Origin of the sequence: Thiovibrio frasassiensis, assembly GCF_029607905.1 — a bacterium.
In the GTDB taxonomy this organism is placed as follows: Bacteria; Desulfobacterota; Desulfobulbia; order Desulfobulbales; family Desulfurivibrionaceae; genus Thiovibrio; species Thiovibrio frasassiensis.
The window spans coordinates 2,402,209-2,428,251 of sequence record NZ_JAPHEH010000001.1; the positions used below are offsets into that span (position 1 = coordinate 2,402,209).

General features: G+C 56.5%; 24 protein-coding genes. 12 read left to right on the plus strand and 12 right to left on the minus strand.

Features of this window, described 5'->3' with window-relative positions:
* Position 1: 1 nt before the first annotated feature.
* The 4 genes from OLX77_RS11285 to OLX77_RS11300 all read right to left on the minus strand — a co-directional run bounded on the left by OLX77_RS11285 (position 2) and on the right by OLX77_RS11300 (position 6,845).
* Positions 2-2,320: a hybrid sensor histidine kinase/response regulator gene (locus OLX77_RS11285; protein WP_307633704.1), complete on the minus strand. Its 2,319-nt coding sequence runs from the start codon at positions 2,318-2,320 to the stop codon at positions 2-4.
* A gap of 3 nt (positions 2,321-2,323) precedes the next feature.
* The gene (locus OLX77_RS11290) at positions 2,324-3,169 is read right to left on the minus strand and encodes a PstS family phosphate ABC transporter substrate-binding protein (protein WP_307633705.1); all 846 of its coding nucleotides are present in this window, start codon (positions 3,167-3,169) and stop codon (positions 2,324-2,326) included.
* 98 nt (positions 3,170-3,267) lie between these two features.
* Positions 3,268-5,064, minus strand: coding sequence for an extracellular solute-binding protein (locus tag OLX77_RS11295; protein ID WP_307633706.1), 1,797 nt, complete (start codon positions 5,062-5,064; stop codon positions 3,268-3,270).
* A gap of 98 nt (positions 5,065-5,162) precedes the next feature.
* On the minus strand, positions 5,163-6,845 hold the full coding sequence (locus tag OLX77_RS11300; RefSeq protein ID WP_307633707.1) for a GAF domain-containing protein: 1,683 nt from the start codon (positions 6,843-6,845) through the stop codon (positions 5,163-5,165).
* 318 nt (positions 6,846-7,163) lie between these two features.
* Between OLX77_RS11300 and OLX77_RS11305 the strand changes: the two genes are divergently transcribed.
* The 7 genes from OLX77_RS11305 (at position 7,164) to OLX77_RS11335 (ending at position 13,205) form a co-directional block, all read left to right on the plus strand.
* The gene (locus OLX77_RS11305) at positions 7,164-8,447 is read left to right on the plus strand and encodes a 3-isopropylmalate dehydratase large subunit (protein ID WP_307633708.1); all 1,284 of its coding nucleotides are present in this window, start codon (positions 7,164-7,166) and stop codon (positions 8,445-8,447) included.
* 36 nt (positions 8,448-8,483) lie between these two features.
* Positions 8,484-8,999, plus strand: a complete 516-nt coding sequence (locus OLX77_RS11310; RefSeq protein WP_307633709.1) for a 3-isopropylmalate dehydratase small subunit — start codon at positions 8,484-8,486, stop codon at positions 8,997-8,999.
* A 505-nt stretch (positions 9,000-9,504) separates the two neighbouring features.
* Positions 9,505-10,848, plus strand: a complete 1,344-nt coding sequence (gene rlmD / locus OLX77_RS11315; protein ID WP_307633710.1) for a 23S rRNA (uracil(1939)-C(5))-methyltransferase RlmD — start codon at positions 9,505-9,507, stop codon at positions 10,846-10,848.
* 110 nt (positions 10,849-10,958) lie between these two features.
* A complete protein-coding gene (locus OLX77_RS11320) occupies positions 10,959-11,612 on the plus strand; it encodes a hypothetical protein (protein WP_307633711.1) in 654 nt (217 codons plus the stop codon).
* 52 nt (positions 11,613-11,664) lie between these two features.
* On the plus strand, positions 11,665-12,099 hold the full coding sequence (locus tag OLX77_RS11325) for an HNH endonuclease (protein ID WP_307633712.1): 435 nt from the start codon (positions 11,665-11,667) through the stop codon (positions 12,097-12,099).
* A gap of 82 nt (positions 12,100-12,181) precedes the next feature.
* The gene (locus tag OLX77_RS11330) at positions 12,182-12,781 is read left to right on the plus strand and encodes a DNA-3-methyladenine glycosylase I (RefSeq protein ID WP_307633713.1); all 600 of its coding nucleotides are present in this window, start codon (positions 12,182-12,184) and stop codon (positions 12,779-12,781) included.
* Positions 12,782-12,926: 145 nt separating this feature from the next.
* On the plus strand, positions 12,927-13,205 hold the full coding sequence (locus tag OLX77_RS11335) for a hypothetical protein (RefSeq protein ID WP_307633714.1): 279 nt from the start codon (positions 12,927-12,929) through the stop codon (positions 13,203-13,205).
* Between the two features lie 32 nt (positions 13,206-13,237).
* Here the strand turns inward: OLX77_RS11335 and OLX77_RS11340 are convergent, their stop codons facing one another.
* Complete coding sequence (locus OLX77_RS11340; RefSeq protein WP_307633715.1) at positions 13,238-14,491, minus strand: D-alanyl-D-alanine carboxypeptidase/D-alanyl-D-alanine-endopeptidase; 1,254 nt, start codon at positions 14,489-14,491, stop codon at positions 13,238-13,240.
* Positions 14,492-14,696: 205 nt separating this feature from the next.
* Here OLX77_RS11340 and OLX77_RS11345 point away from each other — a divergent pair, with 205 nt between their 5' ends.
* Both OLX77_RS11345 and OLX77_RS11350 read left to right on the plus strand, forming a co-directional pair.
* Positions 14,697-15,191: a rubrerythrin family protein gene (locus OLX77_RS11345; RefSeq protein ID WP_307633716.1), complete on the plus strand. Its 495-nt coding sequence runs from the start codon at positions 14,697-14,699 to the stop codon at positions 15,189-15,191.
* A 5-nt stretch (positions 15,192-15,196) separates the two neighbouring features.
* Complete coding sequence (locus OLX77_RS11350; protein WP_307633717.1) at positions 15,197-16,048, plus strand: HDOD domain-containing protein; 852 nt, start codon at positions 15,197-15,199, stop codon at positions 16,046-16,048.
* 6 nt (positions 16,049-16,054) lie between these two features.
* Here OLX77_RS11350 and cobA read toward each other — a convergent pair whose 3' ends face one another.
* From cobA to OLX77_RS11380, 6 genes are all read right to left on the minus strand, one after another.
* Entirely contained in the window at positions 16,055-17,602 is a 1,548-nt protein-coding gene (gene cobA, locus OLX77_RS11355; protein WP_307633718.1) for a uroporphyrinogen-III C-methyltransferase, read from the minus strand.
* A 64-nt stretch (positions 17,603-17,666) separates the two neighbouring features.
* Positions 17,667-18,605 (minus strand): hydroxymethylbilane synthase, encoded by a 939-nt coding sequence (hemC, locus tag OLX77_RS11360; protein ID WP_307633719.1) that lies wholly within the window; start codon positions 18,603-18,605, stop codon positions 17,667-17,669.
* 58 nt (positions 18,606-18,663) lie between these two features.
* Positions 18,664-18,882 carry an FmdB family zinc ribbon protein gene (locus tag OLX77_RS11365; RefSeq protein WP_307633720.1) on the minus strand — a complete coding sequence of 73 codons (219 nt, stop codon included), beginning with the start codon at positions 18,880-18,882 and terminating at the stop codon, positions 18,664-18,666.
* Positions 18,883-18,945: 63 nt separating this feature from the next.
* On the minus strand, positions 18,946-19,896 hold the full coding sequence (locus OLX77_RS11370) for a GSU2086 family protein (RefSeq protein ID WP_307633721.1): 951 nt from the start codon (positions 19,894-19,896) through the stop codon (positions 18,946-18,948).
* 23 nt (positions 19,897-19,919) lie between these two features.
* Entirely contained in the window at positions 19,920-20,504 is a 585-nt protein-coding gene (locus tag OLX77_RS11375; protein ID WP_307633722.1) for a D-sedoheptulose-7-phosphate isomerase, read from the minus strand.
* Between the two features lie 19 nt (positions 20,505-20,523).
* Positions 20,524-20,838 carry a hypothetical protein gene (locus OLX77_RS11380; RefSeq protein ID WP_307633723.1) on the minus strand — a complete coding sequence of 105 codons (315 nt, stop codon included), beginning with the start codon at positions 20,836-20,838 and terminating at the stop codon, positions 20,524-20,526.
* Between OLX77_RS11380 and OLX77_RS11385 the strand changes: the two genes are divergently transcribed.
* Positions 20,837-21,643, plus strand: a complete 807-nt coding sequence (locus OLX77_RS11385) for a phosphate/phosphite/phosphonate ABC transporter substrate-binding protein (RefSeq protein ID WP_307633724.1) — start codon at positions 20,837-20,839, stop codon at positions 21,641-21,643. The two genes, OLX77_RS11380 and OLX77_RS11385, sit on opposite strands and share 2 nt — an antisense overlap.
* On the plus strand, positions 21,643-24,267 hold the full coding sequence (locus OLX77_RS11390; RefSeq protein WP_307633725.1) for a hybrid sensor histidine kinase/response regulator: 2,625 nt from the start codon (positions 21,643-21,645) through the stop codon (positions 24,265-24,267). Before OLX77_RS11385 ends, OLX77_RS11390 begins: the two co-directional genes overlap by 1 nt.
* A 4-nt stretch (positions 24,268-24,271) precedes the next feature.
* Here the strand turns inward: OLX77_RS11390 and nadC are convergent, their stop codons facing one another.
* Positions 24,272-25,105 (minus strand): carboxylating nicotinate-nucleotide diphosphorylase, encoded by an 834-nt coding sequence (gene nadC / locus OLX77_RS11395; RefSeq protein WP_307633726.1) that lies wholly within the window; start codon positions 25,103-25,105, stop codon positions 24,272-24,274.
* Positions 25,106-25,286: 181 nt separating this feature from the next.
* On the opposite strand from nadC, the gene OLX77_RS11400 reads away from it, so the two are divergent.
* A complete protein-coding gene (locus OLX77_RS11400; RefSeq protein ID WP_307633727.1) occupies positions 25,287-26,042 on the plus strand; it encodes a sulfite exporter TauE/SafE family protein in 756 nt (251 codons plus the stop codon).
* Position 26,043: the final 1 nt, after the last annotated feature.

Here is a 26,043-nt window from a genome sequence, read left to right on the forward strand (position 1 = left end):
CTCACGCCGCCGGATTGTTTAAGGAGGTCATGGTTTCCTCGATGATTGCGAACAGCTCCTGCATCCGAAATGGCTTGGAAAGATAATTATCCATGCCCCCCTTGAGGCATTCCTCCTTGTAGCCCGGCATGACATGGGCGGTAACGGCAATGATCGGCACATGCCGACCGCTTTCTTTCTCAAGCTCCCGGATGGCGGCGGTGGCCTCGAAACCGTTCATCTCGGGCATCTGCACATCCATGAGAATAAGGTCGATATGGTTTTTTTGATAAACGGCAACGGCCTCCTTGCCGTCTCCGGTCACCTGGACCAGGTGGTCGTGCATCTCAAGCATGAGGCGCAGCAACTTCTGGTTTACCGGATTATCTTCCGCGACAAGTATATGCATAACGCGCCCCCTGCTGGGTTGTTCGGTTATTTCCCTGCTGCTTATTTCCGGCTTATTCGCTTCGACTGGGGGAGGAGCCACTTCCTTGGCCACCGGCAGATCCAGATCGACAAAAAAGGTGCTCCCCTTACCGGGCTCGCTTTTCATGGTGATTTCGCCATGCATGAGTGCGATAAGCTGCTGGGAGAGGGTAAGACCGATCCCAAGGCCGCCGGCCTTTCTGGTCGTATAGGATTCAATCTGCTTGAAGGACTCAAACATGGCGTTTTGTTGCACCGGAGGAATACCGCACCCCGTATCGCTCACCTCGAACCGGAGATGCATAATGTGCTGGTCGCTTCGGGCCTTGAGGGCAAGAGGACGAACCCGCAGGGAGACTTCGCCGTGGTCCGTGAATTTGATTGCGTTGTCCAGCAGATTTTCGAGGATCTGAAAGAGCCTCGCTGCATCGCCTACCACCGTGGTGGGCATCGCCTCCGGTTCCGCATACACAAGGGTAAGCCCCTTTGCTTTGGCAATCGGCTCGTATTTTTTCTTCAGCCTGGTAAGGATCCCATACAGATCAAAAGGGGTAGGGGTAAGGACGATGGCCCCGCTTTCCAGCCGGGAAAAATCAAGGATGGTGTCGATGAGCTGGAGCAGGTTCTGGCCGGCTTCCTTGATGGTTGCAATCTTTTCCTGCGACTTGGCGGAGGACGCATCCTCCTCCAACAGTTGCGCCATGCCCAGGATGATATTGAGCGGGGTGCGCAGCTCGTGGCTGACCTTGGCGAGGAATTCGCTCTTATGCTGGTCGGCAAGTTCGGCGTTGAGCCGGGCGGACGCTTCTGCCGCCAACAAATGTTTTTCCCGGGTGGTGGCAAGCCCGAGTTTTTCCGCCATGGTGTTAAAAGACTCGGCCAGATCACCGATTTCATCATTGCCCGCAGCAACCCGCTGCTCGAAATCGCCGTTGGCCATGGCGGTGCTGGCCAGAGCAAGTTTCCGGATCGGGGCATTGATGGCCCGGGCGAGCAAGAAGGTGAAGATGGTCGCCAGGCAAAGAAGGCCGAGAAAAAGGAGAAGAGAGAAGTTCCGAAACAGGTCGGGCACCGCGCTGTATTGATCGGCAGGGAGTAGTGCCATGGCCAGCCAGGGGGTATCGGGGATCCGGCTGAGGGCAAAATAGCACTCCACGCCATTGACCGTGGCGTGCTGAATCTCCCCCTTGGACTGAGCCGCGGCCTTGGCGAAGAGCTGACCGGTCTGCTGCCGGGCAACCACCAGCGGCTGCATGATGTTTTTTGCTTCGGGATCGGCGAGGATCTTGCCGTCAGGGGCAACAATTCGACAGGAGTCGTTTTTTCTGGCAAGAGTGTTGCCGGCAGGGGCAAAAATCTGTGCCAGTGGCGTTTCCCCCAGGATCAGGCCAAGAAACTGGTCGCCGAAATAGTCAACCCTGGCGTAGGCAAAGAGGAGGGTGGGACTTTGCGTGACCGGGTCGAGGACAACCTCGCCGAGAATTGTCTGATTCGGCTCGGCCATGGCGGCTCGGAACACCTTCTGCTCACCAAGGGGGGTGTCGGGAAGGTCGCTGGCATGGCCATTGACCAGCCGGAACTCCTGATTGCCGTCCTTGTCCACATAGCTGAGAACCGGGAACTGTTGCTGATACCGGCTCAGGTGGCGGGCAAGCAGGAGTTCCTGATATTTTTGCCCATAGAGCGCAACCTCCCTGGCTTCGGCGATCTCCTTGAGGGTGGTCTTCTGCTGTGCAATTCTGTTTGAGACCCTCATGGCCGTTGACGAGGAGAGAATGCGCAGCGTATCGTCCTGGGAATCGTTGTACAGTCGGACCATGAACGCATAACTGGCCAGGGAAATTACCCCGCAGGCGATGATGATCAGCGCAAGCTGGCTGAGGAAAATTTTCTTAAAGAGTGAGATGCGCATCGCTCAGTTACTCTCGTTTACAGGGATGACGCCATTTTCCAACATAAGCTTTCTTGCCCCGGGACTTGAGAGGAAATCAAGAAAATGCTGGGCCAGCGGCGAGAGAGGCTCTTTCCACACCAGGGCAAAGGGGACAACCAGCCGGTATTTTTTCTCCCGGATGTTGGCGGCGGAAGGGGCCACATCCTGAACCTTAAGCACCTTGAGTCCGGTGTCGATCAGCGCGGGCATGGGCAGATAACCGATGGTGTTTGGCGAGGACAACAGCGTCTGCACAGCCTCCGGGGTGGAATAGATTACCGAGCCTGGAGGCACAATAATCTCTTTAAAGCCGGGGACGAGTTGATCGAGCACCGTGCGGGAGGAATCGCCATCTTCTCTGTTCATCACATAGATCTTGCCACTGCCGCCCAGACTGTCCCAATACTGGATCTTGCCCGAATAGATCTCGACAAGTTGCGCAAGGGTTAGGCTCTCTACCCCGGCAATCTCGGAACTGACCGCAAAAACGATGGGCGAATGGGCAAAAACCCGAAAGGAAAGCGTCTGACCGCTCTCTTTTTCCGTTAATGGCCGAGCCACCCTGGCGATCTCGTTTTTTCCGGTAAGAACCGACCTGATCCCGCCGCCGCTGCCGATGCTCTCAGGGATTTCCACGGTAAAGCCGGGACGGTTTCTGCCGAAGAGCTGGGCGAGCTTGCGCAACAGGTTCTGGCTGTCGCCGGTGCCGGGAATAACCAGGACCCTTGGGTTTTCCGGGGATTTCTGCGCACCTGGCTGCAGAGCCAGGGCAGGGAAGGGAGAAAAGACAAGAAGAAAAAGGAGCGCAATGAGGATATTTTTTTTCATAGAATGAAAAATCAAGGCTCGATAGGAGTAAGTATCATTGAATAACACTACCAAAATAGTTTACCCCAGCACCGGTGAATACGCTTTTAAAAAAAAGCTCAGTGCCGCTGGTTTGTCGGGACCAGCCACCAGGTCATCAGGGCCTGGGAAGGGGAGTAATAGAGGGGCAGTGTCTGCGGCCGGGCGAAGATGTTGCGGTAGGCGATCCGGTGCTTGGCCAGATACCAGTTGGGCACCACATAATAGCCGTACCAGAGGACCCGGTCCAACGCCTTGCTGGCGGCGGTAAGCTCCGCCTGGGTCTCGGCGTAGATGATCCTGTCCACCAGCTGATCCACCGCCGGATCGGCGATGCCGATAAGATTGCGTGAGCCCTTGCGCTCGGCCGCGAGCGAATGCCAGTAATTGCGCTGTTCGTTGCCCGGGGATTGGGCCTGGCCGAAGACGGAGACCGTCATGTCAAAATCAAAGTTGTCCATGCGGCGGATGTACAGGGCCGGGTCGATAACCCGTGAATGGACAACCACTCCGAGCTTTTTCAGGTTATTGATGTAAGGCTCCATCACCCGCTCAAAACCGGCGCCGACCAGAAGGATTTCAAACTCCAGCACCTGACCGGCGGAGTTGGTGAGGACCCCGTTCTGTACCCGCCAGCCCGCCTGGTTGAGGATATCCTTGGCCTGGATCAGGTTGGCGCGAAGGCTGGCAGGGGGGGTGGTGCTGAAAGGGGTTGGGGGAGTGGTGAACACCTCTGGCGGCAGGGTGGCGCGAAAAGGGGCGAGATAGGAAAGCTCAAGTCCCGCGGGGAGGCCCTTGGCGCTCATGGCCGAATTGCTGAAAAAGCTGTCGCAGCGGGTGTACTGGTTAAAAAAGAGGGCCGCATTGGTCCATTCGAAATCAAAGGCCAGGGACAGGGCTTTGCGCACCATGCGGTCCTGGAAAACCGGCTTGCGCAGGTTGAAGACAAAACCCTGCATGCCCGCGTTATTCTTGTGGGACAGGGTCTCCCGGACAAGCTCGCCGCGTTTGAACTTGGGGCCGTCCAGATCGCGGGCCCATTGCTTGGCGATATTAACCGGCATAAAATCGAATTCCCCGGCCTTGAAGGCCTCCACCGCCACAATCTGATCCTTGAAGTATTTGTAGACGATGGTGTCGAAGTTGAACATCCCGCGCCGGACATTGAGATCCTTGCCCCAGTAATGCGGATTCCGCGCATAGGTGATGGATTTGCCGGGGATGACCTCTTTGATCAGATAGGGGCCGGAGGCAACGGGGGGCGTCATGTCCGGCGCGTCAAAGGGATGGGAGGTATAGAATTTCTTGGAGAACACCGGCAGCTGGCTGGCGATCATGTGCAGTTCGCGGTTGCGCTGGGAAAAATGGAAGCGGACCCGGTGAGGGTCAAGCACCTCGGCGGAGGTGATGTCCTGAAAATAGATTTGGTACGAGGGGCTGGCCGCCGGGCTTTTCAGGGTATCCAGCGAAAATTTCACATCTTCGGGGGTGATGGGCGTGCCATCGGAAAAGCGGGCCGCTTCATGGATGGTGAAGGTGACCGACAAGCGGTCTTCCGCCACCACGATATCCTTGGCGATCAGGCCGTAGGAGGCAAAAGGCTCATCCAGACTGGGCACGGCCAGGGTTTCAAAAACCAGATCCTCAAGCCCTGCGGGGGAAGTGCCCTTCAGGGTAAAAGGGTTGAGCTTGTCATAGCTGCCGAGATCATGGAGGACCAGCTGACCGCCCTTCCGCGCCTTGTCGGAAGCGTAGTCGAACTTGTGGAAACCGGGAGGATATTTCACTATCCCGTCGATGCTGATCCCTTGGGCGCCAAAAACAGAAGAGGGCAGGGCGAAAAGCAAAGCCAGCAGGGCGGAGAAGAAAATTTTCATGGGCAGGGTTGTCATTAAAAAATGTTGTCATCCGGGGGTCAAAGCCGCCGTGCACGCGGCGGCAATGTATTATGCGAAACCGGGCAAGAAAAAGCCGCTCAAGGGTTTGTGGTCTGGAGACATAAAACACCGACCATGACATTGGCAAGCATATTGGCAAGGATGGCAAGGACATTCATGTCGTGTTGGGTGAAATTGTCGTCGCTTTTATTCAGCGCCTCAACGGCACCGATACATTCTCCGTTCACATGCAGGGGCACGGCAAGGATGGAGCGGGTGATAAAATCGATATTCTTGTCCATGCCGCCGTCAAAGCGGACATCGGCGTTGACATTGCTTACCCGGGCCGGTTGGCCGTTGCGATAGACCCAGCCGGAAAGCCCTTTGTCCATGGCAATCCCTTTGCCGTAGACCACGTTTTTTTTGGGGCCGGTGGGCAGGGCAACCAGCATCTCTTTTTCTTCGAGATCCGCGATCAGGATCGAACTTGCCTCGCAATCGAGAATTTCGTTGGCCATTTCCAGCACCACCCCGAGAATCCAGGGCCCCTTACAGATATTCTGCAAGAGGATGGAAGCCTGGAGCAGAAAGTGGAGTTCCCGGGGCGAAAGCGATGCATACAGGGAATCGGGCAGCATCTGGGCGAGCAACCCCTTGGCCAGGGATTTTGGCTCAACCGCCTGCATTTCCATGAGGATATCGCCCAGACAGCGTCCTTCCTGGGAACGGGCGGTGAACCAGGGCAGCAGATGTTCGCGGAGCAGGGAGTTAAAACTTTTGCCGGGATCCGGCTTTTTCCCGACAAGTTTTTGCTGCTTGGCTAAGGCGCTGGCAATTTGCTCGCTGGACGCCAAACCGAGGTCGGTGAGGACATCGCCGATACGGCGCCACTGGGAGCGGACATCCATGAGATGGCCGGAAAGATTGGCGGTGATGTTTTCCTGGTAGGGGTTTCTCCCGTCAGCAAAAAAATCCGCAAGATAACGATCCATCCGGCCAAGATTTGTCAGGGTGGGGAGGACGAACTGCTCATAAAAAGCAATGGTGCCGTCCTTGATCTCCTGCACGGTCTTGTAAACCTTGGTCCCTTGTCGGCTCAAGGTTTCACTGTTTTCAAACTCGTAGACTTCTTTAAACTCGGCAAACAGGTCATCGATGCGCTGGACATAATCGGTGTCCGCCATTTGAGCGACCAGATCGGCGGTGGCCACCATCTGGGCCATGGTCTTCAGTTTGGAGTCGGGGAACAGCGTGGCAAGATCGGGATGATGCGAGTATTCGGTGATGGAGATTATCCGGACAACCGCCTCCACCTCTTCGGGCGGCCACTTTTTTTGCGTGAGGTATTTCTTGGCGATCTCCATGCTCCGCCGGACATGGACCAGGGTGAATTTTCCGCCATCTCCGGCATGGTCGCCCTTGTCCTTGATATACCCGGCGTCATGAAAAAGGCCGGCGGCCATGCCCAGCAGGAAATAGCGCTGGTCCAAGGCTCGTGCCGATTCAACCCTGTTCCAGCCCGAGAGCATCCGGGCGGCGGCAAGGCAGACATCGAGGGAGTGGCTGAGATTATGATAGGTAACAGCGCACGCTTCATGGCTGGGCCAATGGCCGGCATAGAGATCGGCCACATCCCTGAACAGATCGCCTAGCCTGGGGGCAACTTCGCCAAATTGATCGCGAGCGATGGCCAGAATCAACTCGACGGTCTGCAGGGTTTCCACCTGGGCAACAGGCAATTTCCGGACAGGTTTTTTGGTCTTCTTTCGTGCCATATGCATGCGTTATCCTGAAGAACCTCATACACTCAGAATAATTATCCCCTGGGTGTCTGATTTCTTGTGGCGAACAGAAGCCAGAAGAAGTGTGGACTACTAGAAAATATTTAATTTCGTAGCATGATATACAGCCTGGGAACTCCGGTCAAACGCAAAGTAGGATAAAACTTGGTTTCCTTATGATTTGGGCTATTTTTTAAACCTATTCCCCTCTTTATCGTGGCTAAGGGTCATGGGTATGTGGTAAAAACCTTCTTTACCGTGGGTACGATCCCGCAAAAAAACACTCAGACAATTCCCCTGCACGGAGGCTCATGAACAATGGGTAAAACCATAGCTGAAAAGATTTTCGCCGCGCATCTGCGTGATACTCCAACCGCTGAAAATGTCATCCTCGATATCGACGTGGTCATGTGTCATGAAATCACTACGCCCATCGCCATTACCGATCTCGAGGCCCGCGGCATGGACCGGGTCTTTGACACCACCAAGATCAAGGCGGTCATCGACCATGTCACCCCATCCAAGGATTCCAAGACCGCCACCCAGGGCAAAATCCTCCGCGATTGGGCACGGCGCCACAAGATTGTAGATTTTTTCGACATCGGGGCCAACGGCGTCTGCCATGCCCTCTTCCCGGAAAAGGGCTTTGTCCGCCCCGGCTACACGGTGATCATGGGTGATTCGCACACCTGCACCCACGGGGCTTTCGGCGCCTTTGCCGCAGGGGTGGGCACCACCGATCTGGAGGTTGGCATCTTGAAGGGGGTCTGCTCCTTCCGCACCCCGGAAACCATGCGGATCACCATCACCGGCACTCTGCAGGACGGCGTCTCCGCCAAGGATGTGATCCTCTTCATCATCAAGGAACTGACGGTGAACGGGGCCACCGACAAAATCATGGAGTTTGTCGGCCCGGTGGTGGACTCCATGAGTATGGAAGCGCGGATGACCCTGTGCAACATGGCCATCGAGGCCGGGGGTACCTGCGGCATCTGCCTGCCCGACCGGGTGACCGCCAAATACCTCTGGCCGTTTATCAAGGATCAGTACGAATCCATCGATCTGGCGGTGGAAGACTTTGCCAAGTGGCATTCCGACCCCGACGCGACCTATGTTCAGGAAATGACCCTGGACGTCTCCAAGCTCGTGCCCCAGGTGACCTTCGGCTACAAGCCCGACGAGGTGAAGGACGTCACCGAGATGGAAGGTACCCCGGTGGATCAGGTGTACATCGGTTCCTGCACCAACGGCCGCATCGAGGATTTGCGTTCCGCGGCCCGGATTCTGAAAGGAAAAACGATCGCCGCCAGTGTGCGCGGCATCCTCTCTCCGGCCACGCCCAAGGTCTATTCCCAGGCTCTGGAAGAGGGGCTGATCGCCATCTTCATGGAGGCCGGCTTTTGTGTGACCAACCCCACCTGCGGTGCCTGTCTGGGTATGAGCAACGGGGTTTTGGCCGAAGGCGAGATCTGCGCTTCCACCACCAACCGGAATTTCAACGGCCGGATGGGCAAGGGCGGCATCGTTCACCTGATGAGCCCGCTTACCGCCGCGGCCACCGCAGTGCTCGGCCATATCACCGACCCGCGAAAGCTTCTCTAGGGGCAACCAATTCCAACATCAATGGAGTGAATAATAATGAAAGAGTTTGGCGGCAAAGCGCTGTTTCTTGACAGAAACGACATCAATACCGACGAGATCATCCCGGCCAAGTACCTGACCGAAAACACCAAGCTGGCCCTGCAGCCCTATATCCTGGAAGACCTGAAATTGGGGGGCTTTGACCCGCGCAAGGATATCGCGGGCAAGGGGGTTATCATCACCCGGGCCAATTTCGGCTGCGGTTCCTCACGGGAGCATGCGGTCTGGGTTTTCGAGGTCAACGACATCAACGTGGTCATCGCCGAGAGTTTTGCCCGCATCTTCCGGCAGAACATGTACAACTGCGGCATGCTGGCCATCGAGCTGCCGAAAAAGGATATCGAGACCCTTTTTGGTCTGGGGGAGTCGGTGGAGGTTAAAGTGGATCTGGCCGGTTGCACGCTTACGGCCCAGGGCAGCAAGAAGGTGGCGATCTCCTTTAATCTGAACGAGTTCGACAAAAATCTCGTGGAAGCAGGCGGTTGGCTTGCCTATGCGGATAAAAACTATTAGGTTTTATCGGGGATGATTGCTCCTCAAATGCCGGTATGGGGCTCTGGTCCTGTAACCGGCATTTTTTATCCGAATACCAATCATTTTCCTGTTCATTTCTTTGCTTGCCCAAAGAAACGAACCAAAGAAAAGGCCCCCTGTGTCTCTTGTCCCGCCGTTGGCGGGATGCCCTGCGCTCCTCGATGCTGCCGGGGCTTTGCAAACTCGCTGCGCTCAAACAGTGCAAATCCCCTTTTCGGCAGCCTCTCCGGTGCTCGGCTGCGTGCCAATGGGAATTCTCTTCCCTCCCCCATTTGTCCTGCCGCGCCTCGCAGGCGAGGGCGGGAAAAGACGCGGGAGGTAAGCGAAGACTCCGACTGTCTGAGGGCGAAGCCCGAGTTTTTCCGCGTCCCGCCCTCGACGAGAAGCAAGGGAAGCCCGCAGGGCCAGGACTGGCTGGGGTGCCTTTTTCTTGTTTCTTCTTTTGGGCACGCAAAAGAAGAAAGAAAACAGTGCGGAGTAGCCGATGAGCAAATCCGTGGAACTCACGGTTGACAAGGTAATCAAGGGTGGCCTTGGCCTGGGGCGTCTGTCCGATGGCCAGGTGGTCATGGTGCCGCGCGTGCTGCCCGGAGAGAGGGTGCGGGTGCAACTGCGCCGTCAGCACAAGCAGTACCAGGAAGCGGACCTCTTGGAGGTGCTTACCCCCTCGGAGCACCGGATACCTCCCATTTGCTCGGTGTACGACACCTGCGGCGGCTGCGATTTCCAGCACGCCACCTATGAAGAGCAGCTCCGCCTGAAAAACGGAATCCTTGGGGAGACCCTCTGCCGGGCCGGGTTGTGCCGGGAGGAAGAGCTTCCCGCTCTTTTGGGAGCCCCCCTGGCCTCGCCCCAGCCCTTTGGCTATCGGCAGCGGATCAGATTGCAGGTGGCGCAGGGAGTGGTGGGATATTTCGGCCGCCAGAGCCACAGCCTGGTCCCTGTTTCCCGCTGCCCCCTGGCCGGAGAGGGCATCAATTCGGTACTTGCCGACCTTTTAAAGAGCAGACCGTTCCAGTCCCTTATGGTCTTGGCCTCGGCCATCGAGCTGCTCGAAAACCCCGGTCACAACTCGGTTATCCTGCTCATCCATTACACCAGAAAAACCCGGCCCGCCGAGCACCAGGCCGCCAAACTCTTATGCCAGACGTTGCCCAAGCTTGCGGCAGTGATCTTCAGCGTGGAAGGCCAGACCAAGGGGCCGTATTTCACCGAGAGGGGAGAGGTTCAGCCAAGCGAGCTGCGGGTGGAGTTTTCCCTGCCTGGTGAGCTGTGCGGTCAGCCCTTGACCCTTGGCCTGGAACCAGGGGGGTTCTGCCAGGTGAATCTTGGCCAGAACGAAAACTGCATCAAGCTGTTGCTGGAGTGGACCCGGGAGATGCAGCCTGCCAAGGTGCTGGATCTTTTCTGCGGCATGGGCAACTTCTCCCTTCCCCTGTCCATGCAGGGTTGGGAGGTGACCGGCATGGACATGCAGCGCTCCACCATCCGCAGCGGTGTGCGCAATGCCGAGGCCGCAGGGCTTGGTGACCGCTGCCAATTCAGCCAGGAAAGCGCCACCAAGGCAGCCAGACGTCTGCTGGCCGAAAAGTCCACCTTTGATTGCCTCCTCCTCGACCCGCCCCGTTCCGGCTGCGCCGACCTCATCCCCCTGCTGCCCGGTCTTAACGCCCGGCAGATCATCTACATCTCCTGCGACCCCGCCACCCTGGCCCGTGATCTGGCCGGGCTTATCCAGGCCGGCTACCGTCTGGCCGAAGTCCGTCTGGTGGACATGTTCCCGCAAACCGCCCATCAGGAAACCATGGTGCGGTTGGAACGGGAATAGGGGGATGTTTTCTTTTGACTTCCCTTGTCCTATCCCATAGGATCGCAATATATGGAAATCAACTAGCGAAAATACAATTTATTACAGTGTTACATCTTAAGGGAGGGGGCGTGAGACGGAGCATAGATGGCGCGATCTTTTTGGCAGGACTTACGGCCATTTTGTATACATGGAGTACAGCAGCATACAATGGATATTTAGACGTTGCGAAGCTTGATGCGGACATGATGGAGCGTAGCTTTCATCAAGTGATTTATGGAGGATTATTAGTCTCTTTTGGTCCTATTTTACTTCTCGCAATACTATCTGCTATTGCCTTGTATGTGTATTCACATGCTTTGTTACCAAGTTACATTGATTGGATTCGAGGTAGTGTTAAAATAAAAAGAAAAGTTGTAAAAGTTCGACGGTTTTGGGCCGGGAAAAGAAATTCTCCTCCTATAGAGCTTAGGGCAAAATCAATTTTTAGCAAAGCTGCATTATTGACTTTGTTTGGGGTTGCCTATATTTTTAGCCTCGTATACTTCGAGCGAAATGGAAGCCAGAAAGCTAAAGATGATATAGAGACACATATCAAACATGAAAACAAGCCAGTTCAAATGATTAAAGTTGAATTAAACCAAAAAATAAGGATCTTAAAATTGCTCAAATGTGGAACAAGAAATTGCGCAGGTATTGAGGAAGGCACGAATGAAATTTACTACTTTCCTAGTTTTAATAGTTTTTCATACAAAATAGAAAATGTAATGCCGGTATCAAATTGATCTCGTTACGCTCCGTTTCATTTGGCAATTTACACCGACGTTGGGCTATAAAATGAAACAGCTCCATCTCTATATATCCAATGATGAGCCAGAGCCTCAAAAAGACAAAAGGGCTTTTGACACTTCCCTAGGATCTCCAAGTCCAGAAATGGGCTACGAAAAGTATCTGCAATCCCAAGAATGGCACAACAAACGAAAGTATGCCATATACAAGGCAGGCCATCGTTGTCAGAGATGCGGTAAGAGCCCGAAAATTCTTCAAGTCCACCATAAACATTACGACACTTTATATCGCGAAAGACTTGAAGACATTGAGGTCTTGTGCGTCTCTTGCCATCGTGTAGCAGACGGTGACCGTGAATATTGGTCAGCATTTGAAACGTGGGCATATAAAGTTTACGGAGAATACTGGTACGACTACGACGAAGAAAGGCTCCGAGAGGCGTTTGATGATTGGTTTGAGGAGAAAGAAAATGATTATTGGTGATCTGGGAATTCCAGGGACTGCATGCTAATAGGCCGGGCTGTGTGATTCGTTGATTTTTTTCTGCAAGGAATAAGGGGAACCGATGCAAAAACAGGTTAGCCGGTGTCCTTGGGTTGATCCCACCAAAAAAGATTACCTCGATTATCACGACCGAGAATGGGGTGTTCCTGTTCACGACGACCACCGCTTGTTCGAGTTCCTCACTCTAGAAGGCGCCCAGGCAGGGTTGAGTTGGTACACCGTGCTGCGCAAGCGGGGAAATTATCGCCTCGCCTTTGATCACTTCGACCCGGAAAAGGTGGCGCGATATGACGAGTCGCAGGTGGCAGCACTTCTGGGCAATCCCGGGATTATCCGCAATCGGCTGAAGGTACTGGCCGCAATCAATAACGCCCAAAGGTTTCTTGAGGTCCAGGAGGCATTCGGCAGTTTCGCTACCTATATGTGGCGGTTTGTTGATGGCAGGCCGATTGTGCATGAAATCAGAACGTTGAGCGATTACCCGGCTACCAGCCCGGAATCAGAGGCGATGAGCAAGGATCTGCGCCAGCGAGGGTTTAAATTCGTGGGCTCCACGATTTGCTATGCCCATATGCAGGCCATTGGGATGGTGAACGACCACAGCGTGGATTGTTTCCGCAGGCAGGAGATTATTGCTGCCTATGCTGGGATGGGGAGCTGAGTATTCCGGGGGAGCTACAGGTGGGTGCATTTCAGGCTATAAGCCTTTACTGCGCCAAATATTTTTTACAGATGAGAATTTTAGATTATAATCCGAAGGACCCTATTGTCTCCCCTTTGAATGTTAACCAGAAAAAAGGAGCAAGATGAAAGTCCAAATCGAATCAATCTTCCCGTCAAGTGAATCCCCCCGCTACCTGTTCGGCAAGATCGGCAAGAAAAGCACTGATGAATACGTGGTGTTCTCGCCAATGGATACTGGGTCGGATTTCGATCTCAACGATATCGTTAAATTTGTCAAAGTATCCCAAGGTCCGGTTGAAGCAATAAATCAAACCAAAAATAAAACCGCCTTGGTTGGCATCCACGACATCTGTATTAACAAAGACGTCATCAGGGTGCGATACGATTCGCAATTCCCCTGAAATCGGCCGGTAACAACCAATCTTTGCACAATTCAGTTCTTGCGCCTCCCCTTGGCCCCGTGCATGGCACCAAGCAGCTCCAGCACCTGATCCCTGGTGTTTTTCGGCTGGTTGAGGAGGAGGACAAAACTGTCCAGCCCGCGCGCTCCGGCAAAATATCCGGCATACCCGTACACCCCGGTCATGGTGCCGGACTTGCGCTGGCAGTTGTTCTCAAAAGGCAGCAGCCCGGCATGGGGCTTGAATGCCTCCAGGATGGCGAGCATTCCCCTTGGCGTCACCCGGTTCTGCCGAGAGAGGCCGGAGCCTTCGCGGACCACGATATCCTTTTCCGAAAGTCCCAACTCATTGCGGTAAAATTCGGTCATGGCCCGCTGCCCCTTGTCCCAGGTGGCGGGCCAGCCGTACTCTTTGGCGCCTATGGCCAGGAAAAGCTGGTTGGCGATGAAGTTGTTGGAGTACTTGAGCAGCCCGGTGAGCACCTCGTCCAGACTCTTGCTTGAGGCGTGCTCGTACAGCAGCTTGAGCCCCTCGGGCACCGGGCCGGGGATGATCTCCCCGCGCATTGTCACCCCCTGTTTCTTGCACATGGCAGCGAAGAGCTCCCCAACATAGCGCAGGCTTTGGTTGGAGCTGGCTGTGGCGTTGACCCGATGGGTGCCGGGCGGCAGCCCCTGCGCCAACTCGCGCATCAGCGGCAGGGTAGGGGTCTGCTCCTCTGCGGAACGCACCCCACTATCCGCGGACTTGATGAAATTGATGGTGTTGAAGTTCACCGCCAGGCAGCTGTTCTGGGCATCATAGGGGTTCAGGGTATTGCTGGCCCCCTCGGTCCCGTTGCCAAGCCGGCAGCCGCTGTCGTCGACATGGATATTTCGGACTGCGGTAAGCCCGCGGACCCGGAGAGAGGCAACAATCAGGGCCACCTCTTCGGAAACCAGCAACGGGTCAGCCAACCCCTGGATATAGAGGTCCTGATCATTATCGAGGTAGAAGCGGGTGGTGAAGCGGTACTCCTTGCCCAAGATCCGGATGGCAGCTAGGGCCGTGCCGATTTTCTGGACGCTGGCCGGCATGAACTGGCTGTCCGGGTTGCGCTCATATATAGTGGCCCCGTTTCTGGTCAGGATAATCCCGCCGTTCTCCACCAAAGTATCAAGACTCTGCCCCCCTCCGGCAAAGAGCGAACCGGGCAGGGCGAGACACAACCCCAGGCTGAGAAAAAAAACGCGCCGCGTGGCCCCCTGTTTCCAGAGCAACAATGCGGAAATGCTCCTTTTTTTCATACCGTTTTCCCTGCCTTCGACAAATGAATTAAAATAGTGACAGCATAACCGTCCGGCCGGTATTATCGGACAACAGTGGCGGGTTCAGGTTCGCATCCGCTTCATTTAAAAGCCTTTTCTCGCAAACACAACCATTGTTTTTTATGCCGCAACCCTGATGGGCCCGGCGGAAAGAACCTCAACCCTCAGAAAAAGGAGAAACCCCATGAGCAAGACCGAGAAGAATCTTTGGGAGGCCTTTGCCGGAGAATCCCAGGCAAATCGCAAGTATCTGGCCTTTGCCGACAAAGCGGACAAGGAAGGGCACAAGCAAGTCGCCAGACTTTTTCGTGCCGCGGCCCACGCGGAAACCATCCACGCCCACGCCCATCTCCGGGCCCTCAAAGCCATCGGCGATACCGCCGCCAACCTGAAAGAGGCCATCGGCGGCGAGACCGAGGAATTCCAGAACATGTATCCGGGGATGATTGCCGCAGCCAAGGAAGAAGGACACAAGGCGGGCGAGCGCAGTTTCAGCTATGCCAACGAGGTGGAAAAAATCCATGCCGCCCTGTACCAGAAGGCTCTCGACAGCCTGGACAACGAGAAGGAGACCGACGTCCATGTCTGTTCGGTATGCGGCTACACCTGCGAGGGCGAAGCGCCGGAAAAATGTCCGGTGTGCGGTGCCAGTCAGCGGGCTTTTGAGAAGATCGCCTAACTGAAATGACTATTTCCCTCGGCAAGCGGCTTGAGCAGCTGGACGATCTGCCTTCTCTGCCCCAGAGTCTGCATCAGGTTTTAAGTGAGCTCGAGGCGGACGGCTCAACCGCAGCCTCTTTGGAGTGCATCATCGGCGAAGATCCGCTGCTCACCGCGCGAATCCTTCGGGTGGCGAATTCGCCGGCTTACGGCTCCGCGAAAGAAATCAGCAGTGTGGCCAGGGCGGTTACCGTGCTGGGTTTTGATGAGGTTCGCAACCTGGTGGTGGCCTTATCCCTATCCGGTTCATTTTCTTCTGACCTGGGCGCGGATGGATTTAATATCCGGCAACTCTGGCTGCATCTGGTTGCCACCGCCAGGGTTGCCCAGCTTCTTGCCCAGCAGATTCCAACCCTCAAACCAGACGAGATGTTCACCGCCGGCTTGATCCATGATCTGGGGCGGGTTCTATCCTGTCTCTATCTCCAGGAGGAGATGCGGGAGATTGTCGAGACCTGCAGAAACGAAGGGGTGTCCATGCTGGAAGCGGAGCAGAAGCTTGGCCTTTCCCATGCCGAGGTGGGAACCTTTCTTGCCGTCAAATGGGGGTTCAGCGATCTTCTGGCCAGTGTGGTCCGCTATCATCATGCCCCTGTCGGGGCGGGGAATCACGAGCAGGCTGCGGCTTTGGTCTTTCTTGCGGACAACATTACGAAAAAGTTGGGAATGGGCTGGGATCTGTCCGTGGATAACGAGAAACTGCTGGTGCCACGATGTCTGGGGCTCAGCAGCGAGGCGGTCAAGGCGGCGGCCAAACGGTTGCACGAAGAAAAAGAGGATCTGGTTGCCAGATGGAGCCAGATCCTCTTCAGTTAGCTTCTCCTACCGGGCATAGAAATCGAGAATGCTTTCCACCAGCTCCGGAATGGTATAGGTCTTTGGCTGCACATCGATGCTCAGCCCCGCCTTTTCCGCGGTTCTCGCGGTGATCGGGCCAATGGTCGCAATCTTGACCCCGGACAGCAAAGCATCACGCTCCGGCCCCAGCATCTCAAGAAAATTGGTCACCGTCGACGAGCTGGTGAAGGTGACCATGTCGATCCCCCCTTCGGCCAGTTCCTGGCGCACCAGGTCATAATCCTTAGGCCGGACATTCTGATAAACCGGCACGATCGCAACCTCGGCCCCGTTCTCCTGGAGGATCTCCGGCAGGATCTCGCGGGCCTTCTTGGCCCGGGGCAGGAGGACCTTGCAGCCCCGCACCCCCTGCGCCACCATGCCGGCCGCCAATCCCTCGCCGGTGAATTCCTCGGGGATCAGATCGGCGACGAGGCCGTACTCTTTCAAAATCTCGGCGGTGGCTGTGCCAACCACGGCGATCTTCGGCCCCGCCAGGGCGCGGCAATCCAAACCCTGTTCAAAAAGCCGGCTGAAGAAGAAGCGGATGGCGTTGATGCTGCTGAATACCAGCCACTGGTACTCGCCAATCCGGTTCAGTTCTGCATCCAGCGGCTCCCAGCTGTCCGGCGGGGCGAGGGCGATGGTGGCTCCCTCCACGCAGTCGGCGCCCTGATCTTCCAGGAGGCGGACCAGCTCGCTGGCCTGTTCGCGGGTCCGGGTGACAAGAATGCGTTTGCCGAACAGCGGCCTTTTCTCGAACCAATTGATGGTGTCGCGCAGCTTGACGACCTCGCCCACCACGATGAGGGCGGGCGGCTTGATCTTTTCGGCTTTAACCACCTCGGCGATGGTGGCCAGGGTGCCGACCACCGAGCGCTGGATCGGGGTGGAGGCCCAGCGTACCACAACCACCGGGGTCTCCGGATCGCGGCCATATTTGATCAGATTTTCGGTGATAAAGGGAAGATTCTTGATCCCCATGTAAAAAACCAGGGTGCCGATGCCGGTGGCGATCTTGTCCCAGGCGATATTGGAGGTTTCCTTGGTCGGGTCCTCATGGCCGGTGACAAAGGCCACCGAGGCGGTGTAATCCCGGTGGGTGATGGGCACCCCCGCATAGGTGGCGGCGGCAGTGGCAGAGGTAACGCCCGGCACCACCTCAAAGGCGACGCCGTGTTTGGCCAGCTCTTCGATCTCCTCTCCGCCCCGACCGAAGATAAAGGGGTCGCCGCCTTTCAGCCGCACCACAATCTTGCCGGCAGTGGCATGATCCACCAGCATCTGGTTGATCTCCTCCTGGGTGTGGGCGTGGCATTCACCGCCTTTTTTGCCGGCGTAGATCAGCTCGGCGTCCTTGGGTACGAACTTGAGCAGTTTGGGGGTGGCGAGATAGTCGTAGACCAGAACCTCGGCCCGTTTAAGGAGTTCCAGCCCCTTCACCGTAATCAGGGTGGGATCGCCGGGACCAGCGCCGATGAGATATACCTTGCCTCTGGATCGTGTCTTCTTTGGCTCGTTGTCTGTTTTCATGATTCTTCTCAACAAAAAAACCGGCCTGGCCGGTTTGGTTATGCGCCCGAGTATTGGGAGCGTCTTATTCCATGGTGTGGCCGTAAACCTCGGAAAGGATTTCTTTGCCGCCTTCGCTCAGCAGTTTTTCCGCCAAGCGAACCCCCAAACCCTCGGGATCGGTGATCTCCCCCTGTAAAGCAAGGCGGACTATTTGCTCTCCGGTTACCGAGGCGACCAAGCCGGTCATCTGGATCTCCCCTTCGACCAATCTGGCAAAGCCGGCGATGGGCACCTGACAGCCGCCCTGGAGCCGGTGGAGAAAGCCGCGTTCCGCCCGAACAGCCAAGGAGGTTTCCTGGTGATCCATAAAGAACAAACCGGCCAGGAGCTCCGTATCGCTTGTCCGCAATTCGATGCCCACCGCGCCCTGGGCCACGGCCGGCAGCATCTCTTCCACCGTGAAGAAAGACTTGGCCCGGTCGCTGAGCGACAAGCGGTTGAGCCCGGCGGCAGCCAGGATGATCGCATCGTACTGGCCTTCGTCGAGCTTGCGCAGCCGGGTATCGAGATTGCCCCGCAGATCCTGGATGACCAGATCGGGACGGATATTGGCCAGCTGAGACTTGCGGCGCAGGCTGCTGGTACCCACCGTCGCGCCCGGGGGCAAATCGCGGCAGGTGGTGCATTTATTGGAGATGAAGGCGTCCAGCGGGTTTTCCCGCTTGGTGATGATGCCGATGTGCAGCCCCTCGGGCAGTTCGGCCGGGACATCCTTCATGCTGTGCACCGCGATATCAACCGCATTGGCGAGCAACGCCTCTTCGATCTCCTTGACGAACAGCCCCTTGCCGCCCACCTTGGCCAGCGGCACGTCCAGAATCTTGTCGCCCTTGGTGACGATCTTCACCAGCTCAACCGTGGTCTCCGGATAGCGGGCCTCGATCAGCCCTTTGATCCAGTTGGATTGGGCCAGAGCCAGCAGGCTTGCCCGGGTGCCGATTCTGATTGTTTTCTGCATCAACTGATCCTTTATGTTGGCTCTCCGGAGGAGAGAGACGTATTGTGCTGGTCTCGCATCTTTAATGACAGGTACTGCAGCTTCCGCCTGCGCAGCCGGCACACTTGGAACCGCCCGAACCGGAACCATCCCCCTTGCTGGCCGTGCGGCTGGCAAAGGTGGACATCTGCTTGTGCAAATCCGGACTGCCGCATTGCGGACAGAGGGGCTGCTCCTTGCCGATCAGCAGTGCCTCGAAAGCATGTCCGCAACCCCGGCAGATAAAATCATGCAATGGCATGGAAGAGGACTCCGTTCTTTAGCTTTTTTCCACGGTTTTCGCAAGACAAGTCGGCAAATAAGGTCATTTTCCATGCAGCTGATCGAGCAGGGTCGCGGCCAGGAGCGGGATCAGCAGCTCGTGGTGGCCGATGATGTTGTATCCCTTGCCGCCGCCCATGGTCGGCCGGTTCACCACGTTGGTCATGGTCCGGTAATGGCGGATGAAATCGAAATTGGCCGTGGTGAAGTTGTTCACCACATGCCCCAAATTGCGGGTCACGGTGAGGGCCTTTAAAAAGACCTCGGGCAGAAGCACGGCGGAACCGAAGTTGAGGTAGGCGCCGCCCTCCAGGTCGGCAACCAGGGCGCAAAAGAGGCGAAAATCCTGATGGCTGGTCTGGCCGATGGCCGCGCCGTTGGCGGAAGGGTGGATATGGACGATATCCGTACCCATGGCCACATGCACGGTGAGAGGAATGCCCAGCCGCTTGGCCGTGGCCAGCAGGCTCATGGTGTTGTAAGGGAAGTTCTGTTCCAGCAGATATTCGCCCAAACCATCGCCCAGGCCAAGCCCTTTCTCCGCTGCCTGATTGATCCCTGCATTCACCACCTCGCCGGTTTCCTTGGCCGCGCCAAAAGCGCCGCTGCCCAACACATCCCCCACCTCTTCCGAGGTGCGCCCCACCATGGCGATCTCGGTGTCATGGACGATGCCCGCGCCGTTTAAGGCGATGGCGCTGATGATTCCCCGCTCCATGAGATCGATGAGAATGGGGTTCAAGCCAACCTTGATCACATGGGCGCCCATGCCGACGATAATGGGACGCTCGCTCACATGGCTTTTCGCCAGCCGCCCGACCAGCTCGGGAAAATCGACCCCCAAAAGCTGTTCCGGCAGGGAGGCGATGAACTCCTTGAGGGTGGAACCGGGCGCAAGGGGCTTGGCGAAATTCTCCACCGTGACCTTACTGTAACGGCCGTGGATCGAATAGGTGTTGAGTCCGGAGAAATCCAGGGGGAGATATTTTTTCATGGGAGTTAATTATCCTGGGGGATTCAGGCGGAAACGCCGCGGCCATACAGGGCCTCGTCCACGATCTGGCAGAGGATATGCTCCACCCAGACATGCGCCTCTTGGATGGCCGGAGTCACCTGCGAGGGCACGTTGATGGTCAGGTCGGCCAAGCCGATGAGTCTGCCGCCATCCTTGCCGGTGAGCACCGCGGTTTGCATGCCCAACACCTTGGCCGCTTCCACCGCCTTGATGACATTGGGCGAGTTGCCGCTCGTTGAGATCCCGAGGGCCAGATCGCCTTCCTTGCCCAGCGCCTGGATCTGTTTAAGAAAGATATCGTCAAAGGAAAAATCGTTGCCGATACTGGTAAGAATAGAGCTGTCCGTGGTCAGGGCGATGGCGGCCAGGGGAGGGCGGTCGATCATGAAACGGTTGACGAATTCGGCCGCCATGTGCTGGGCATCGGCGGCGCTGCCCCCGTTGCCGAAAATCATCAGTTTGTTGCCGCGCTTGATGGTATCGATCATCCACTGGGCCAGCTGCTTGATACCGCCCATCTGGGTGGCCACCAGCGCTTGCTTGGCGGCAATGGAATGCTTCAGGCTTTCTTCGATGAGCTGGTCCATGGGGATCCTTTGGCAAGAGTCAAAAGCAGCAGGGGAACACCGATTCTTCTTTGGTGACGGCGCCTAAATTGTGCAAAATAGTCCAGCTCCGTTTTTTTGTCAATACAAGCAGGGCAAGATGGCAAGGCCGGAGCGGTGCTGATTTCTCATCGGCCTCTTTCCTGCCTGCAAAAAACCGCAAACCCTCAATTGACAGCAGCGCATGCAAACGTCTATCATTATCTAACGGCCGTGTACCGCGGAGCGAAACAACCACCTGAGGGAGAACCAGCATGCGCAACATATCTACCAGTCCGGCATTCTGGTTTTTTCTTTGTGTGACGGCATGGGGCATGGCCTTGCCCCTGTCTTGCCCGGCCCAGGAAACAAACGAAACCATCCGTTTTGCCGTGTTTCCCTACAAATCGCCCAAGAGCGTGATCGAGGTTTTCAGCCCCCTTGCCGCCAGGATTGAAAAACGGCTCGGGAAAAAGGTGCTGCTCGTCTCCGCCACGGATTCGGAGGCCTTTCTGAAAAAAAGTCTGGCCGGGGAATACGATCTGGCGCTGCCCTCCATTACCGTTTACTACAAAATGCTGCCCGCCGGATACACCGCGATCGCCAAAGGAATCCCCTCCTTCTGGGGCGGGGTGATCGTCCGGCAAGACAGCGAGATCAAAACCATCGAGCAGTGCAAGGGGAAGAAGATCGCCGCCATTGGCGAGCATTCCTATGCCGGATACATGTTTTTTAAGGCCCAGCTTGACGAAAAAAGGATCGACTCGAAAAAGGATCTGGATCTCCAGTTTGTCGGCAAGCTCGACACCATCATCTACGGGGTGCTCAACAAGAAATACGATGGCGGGGTTATCCGGCTCGACACCTTGGAGATGAAGGATTTCGCTCCGGTCAAGGATCAGTTCAGGATAGTGTCCCGTTCCGCCGAGGTCCCCCAGTTTCCCTTTGTGGTCAAGAGCGGCATGGACCAACGGACCGCCTCAGTCATCCGTGAGGTCCTGACCTCTCTTTCCCCGGACAAGCCGGAGGACCTGGCCATTTTAAAGAGCCTGCAGATCAAAAAGATCGTCGCCGCAACCAAGGAGGATTACGATCCGTTCTACAAGGTCATCAAAAACCACGCATTCTACACGCATCATTGATGACTTCCTTCCGCCTGCGCACCCATCTTATTGTCTACTGCACAGCCATCACCCTGCTGCTGACTGCCTCGCTCGTCATCCTGTATTCCCATATCTTTAAAAAATATGCCATCAGCAACCTTTCCGCCCATGGCACGGCCATTGCCCGCACCACCGCCTTTGCCGTGATCGATCACCTGATCACGGAAGATTACGCGCCTCTCCAGGAATACGTCCGGGAATCTTCCACCCTTGTCGACATCGAGTCCATCCAGATCGCCAACAGCCAGGGAAACATCCTGGCTGCTTCCGAGGTGCGGCTGCTCGGCACCATGCTGGAGGAAGACCTTGCGATCACGGATAATGAGATACGGGTCAAGATCGACCCCGTCCATGATCAGTTGGTGGTTGCCGCGCCCATCGCCATCGGTGAAATGGTCTTTGGCGTAACCAGGGTTTCCCTGTCCATGAAGCCGATCCTTGCGCACCTGCATGAAATCCAGAGAAACGCGGCGCTCACCGGCCTTGGCTTTTGGATCCTCTCCGTTTTAATCGGCTCGCTTCTGGCCCAGCGCTTGAGCGGACCGGTCCAGCGATTCATGCAGGCAACCGACAGCATTACCCAAGGCAATTGCAATGTGGAGATCCCCATGCCCAGGGGGGTGCTGGAGCTGGAGCGTTTTTCCCAGACCCTGCATGTCATGGCCAGCACCATAGCCTCCCGGGAGCTGGCGCTGCAAAACTCCGAAAAAAAATTCAGGCATCTGTTCGAGCGGGCCATGGAAGGAATTTTCGTGGCCGACGAAAAAGGGGAGCTTCTCGATGTAAACCCCGCGTTCATCTCCATCCTCGGCGCTGAGTCACTGAAGGAAATGCTCGGCAGAAACCTCTTTGCCAACATCTTCGAGAACGAGGGGTCATTCGCCACATTCAAGGAGCTGATGGGCTCCCAGGGGTTTGTCAAGGACTACGAACTCATCCTTATCGCCAACAACAGCACTCCCATCATCGCCGCCTTGACCTGCCATGCGGTCCGGGGGTTTGGCGGGAAGGTGAACAAATACGAGGGATTGATCCGCGACATCACCGCGCAAAAGGCTGCGGAGCGGGAGATTGCCCGCATGCGCAACTACCTCAACAATATCATCGAGTCCATGCCCTCCATGCTGGTTACCCTGGACGTCGATTGCACCGTTACCCAATGGAACACCGCGGCTTGCAAGCTTACCGGCATCTCCTCCCAGGAGGCGATCGGCAGAAAGATCTATGATATTGCCCCATTTTTTTGCAAATATACCCAGCAGGTCGACGATGCCGGGCGAAACCAAAACACGGTGACCCTCCCCCGCGAACAGGTAAGCCAGAACCCGGAAAATCTCTACAATCTGACCTTCTTTCCCCTGATCGCCAACGGCACCGCCGGCGTGGCCATTCGTCTTGATGACATCACCGAGCTTGAGCACAAGGAACAGCAACTGCGGCAGGCTCAGAAGATGGAATCCATCGGTACCCTTGCCGGCGGCCTGGCCCATGATTTCAACAATGTTCTTGCCTCCATGCTGGGCAATCTCTCCCTGCTCCAGTACAAGATCAAAAACCACCAAGGACTTTCCTCCACGGAGTTGAACGAGTATCTTGAGCGCATGGAAACAGCGGGGCAGCGGGCCGTGGACATGGTCCGGCAATTGCTCACCCTGTCTCGCAAGCAGCAGGCCGATCTGGTACCCGTGGACCTCAACCTCTCCCTCAAGCATGTGCGCAAGATTGGAGAGAACACCTTTGATAAGTCGGTGAAGGTGGAGGAGCATCCTGCCGCGGAACCGGCCTATGTGCTGGCGGACACCACCGAGATGGAGCAGGTTCTGCTGAACCTCTGCATCAATGCGGTGCACGCCATGACCATCATGCGCGAAGATACCCAATGGGGCGGCACCCTCGCCGTGGCCATTGACAAGATCACGGTGGATCCGGTGTTTCAGAAAAAACACCCCGAGGCAATCGCGAATGCGTATTGGCGTATTTCGGTGAGCGACACCGGAGTGGGCATGGATACCAAGACAGCGGCCAAGATCTTCGATCCCTTCTTTACCACCAAGGAGCCAGGCAAGGGCACCGGCCTTGGCCTGGCCATGGTCTACAACATCGTCCGCCAGCAACTGGGCTTTATCGATGTCTATTCGGAGCCGGGGCTTGGCTCCACCTTCAACGTCTATCTCCCCTCCCTGGTCCGCTCGGAAGACTCGCTCGCAGACGGGCAGAGCCTTGATATTATTCGGGGAGCAGGGTTGATCCTGGTGGTGGATGACGATGAACTCGTCCGGAGTATGGCGGAGGATGTTTTGCTGGCCGTGGGCTATTCGGTGCTCACCGCAAGCAACGGCCAGGAGGGGGTGGAGATCTACCGGCAGCATCAGGCAGAGATACAGGCGGTGCTTCTGGACATGGCCATGCCGATCATGTCCGGCAGGGAGGCCTTTATCGAGATGCAAAAAATCAATCCTGCGGTAAAGGTGCTTCTTGCCTCGGGATTTCGCAAGGACAACCGGGTGGAGGAGATCCTTCTCCTTGGGGTTAAGGATTTCCTGCAAAAGCCCTATACCATTACCAGCTTGGCCGCGGCCATCAAGAAAGTGATCGAAGCGTAACCGCTTACACGCTCAACCGCATGCTGATATCCATGGCCCTGGCCGAATGGGTGAGCGCCCCCACCGAGATGAGATCAACCCCGGTTTCCGCAATCTCGCGGACATTGGTCAGATTCACCCCGCCGGAAGCCTCCACCAGGGCGCGGCCGCCGATCAGGGCCACGGCTTGGCGCATCAGGGCAGGGGCCATGTTGTCGAGCATGATGATCTCCACCCCGCAAGCCAGGCATTCCTCGACCTGGGCGAGATTTTCCGTTTCCACCTCGATCTTCAGGGTATGGGGCGCCTTGTCCCGCAGGGTCTGGACCGCTTTGGTGATGGAGCCGCAGGCCGCGATATGGTTGTCCTTGAGCAGGATACCGTCGGCCAGGCTGAACCGGTGATTATGCCCCCCGCCGACCCGGACCGCGTATTTCTCCAGAGCCCGGAGGCCGGGGGTGGTCTTGCGGGTGTCAAGGATCCGCACCGGCAACCCCTCGACCTGTTGGACAAAGGCGCTGGTCAGGGTGGCGATGCCGCTCATCCGCTGGACCAGATTCAGGGCCAGACGTTCGGCGCTGAGCAGGTCCCGCACCGGTCCCTGGGCGGAAAAAATCTCTGCCCCGGCAAGGACTCTGTCGCCGTCTTTCTGCCTCGCCGTGCAGACAATCCGGGGATTGCGGGTGGCAAAAACAAGGGGGGCGACCTCGTCGAGACCGGCCGCCACAAAATCCTCCTTGGCGACAAATACGGCTTGCCCCTGCTGCTCGGGCGGAAAAACCGAATCGGTGGTGATGTCGCCCAAGCCGATATCTTCCTCAAGAAACTGCTGTAACTGCCTTGCCAACTGTGTATCCATAACCCCTCTCCCGAACTGCCTGAGTAATCTCTGCGCGGAAACCTCTTGATATCTGCCCGATGCGCTCCCTGTCAAGAAGAAAGGGTGCACACAAGGCGTGTCAATGTTTGCTGGCAACTTGATCATCGCTGTGGTACAGAGATATCTGCTTAAGTAATGTCAATGACTTCGGGAGTTTGAGATGCAGGATTTTTCCGTGCTCAATATTTTTCTGCTGGTCCTTGGCGGCGGCCTGGCCGGCTTTATCAATACCCTGGCTGGAGGCGGTTCGTTTCTTACCATCCCGCTGCTCATCTTCATGGGTCTGCCGCCCACCGTAGCCAATGCCACCAACCGCATCGGCGTCTTTCTCCAAAGCCTCACCGCCACCAGACAGCTCCATAGCCACGGGGTATTTCCGGTCCGCTTCAGCCTGATCATCGCCATTCCCGCCGTACTCGGCAGCGTGCTCGGCACCTACGGCGCCATGGTGATCAGCGATGCGGCCTTTAAAAAGTACCTGGCCGTCTTCATGGTGCTCATGACCTTGGTTACTTTTTTCAAGCCCGCCGCCATGTTGCCTCGGCCCGAGACCACTTACAGCCTCAAGCGCTGGGCCTTACTCTGGGTTCTCTTCTTCACCATCGGTTTGTATGGGGGCTTTATCCAGGCCGGGGTCGGCTTTCTGATCATTGCGGCCACGGTCCTCACCGGCTACGATCTTGTGGCGGGCAATGCCATCAAGAGCTTTGTCATTTTTCTCCTCACCTGTGTTTCCCTGGCGATCTTCTGGTTCGGCGGCAAGGTGCAGGTGGTGCCGGGCCTCGCCCTGGGCAGCGGCAGCATGCTGGGGGCCTTCATCGGCTCCCATGTCACGGTCACCAAGGGCAATGGCTTTATCCAAAAATTCGTGGTGGCCATGGTGATCCTTTCCGCCATCCTGCTCATGCTGACATAAG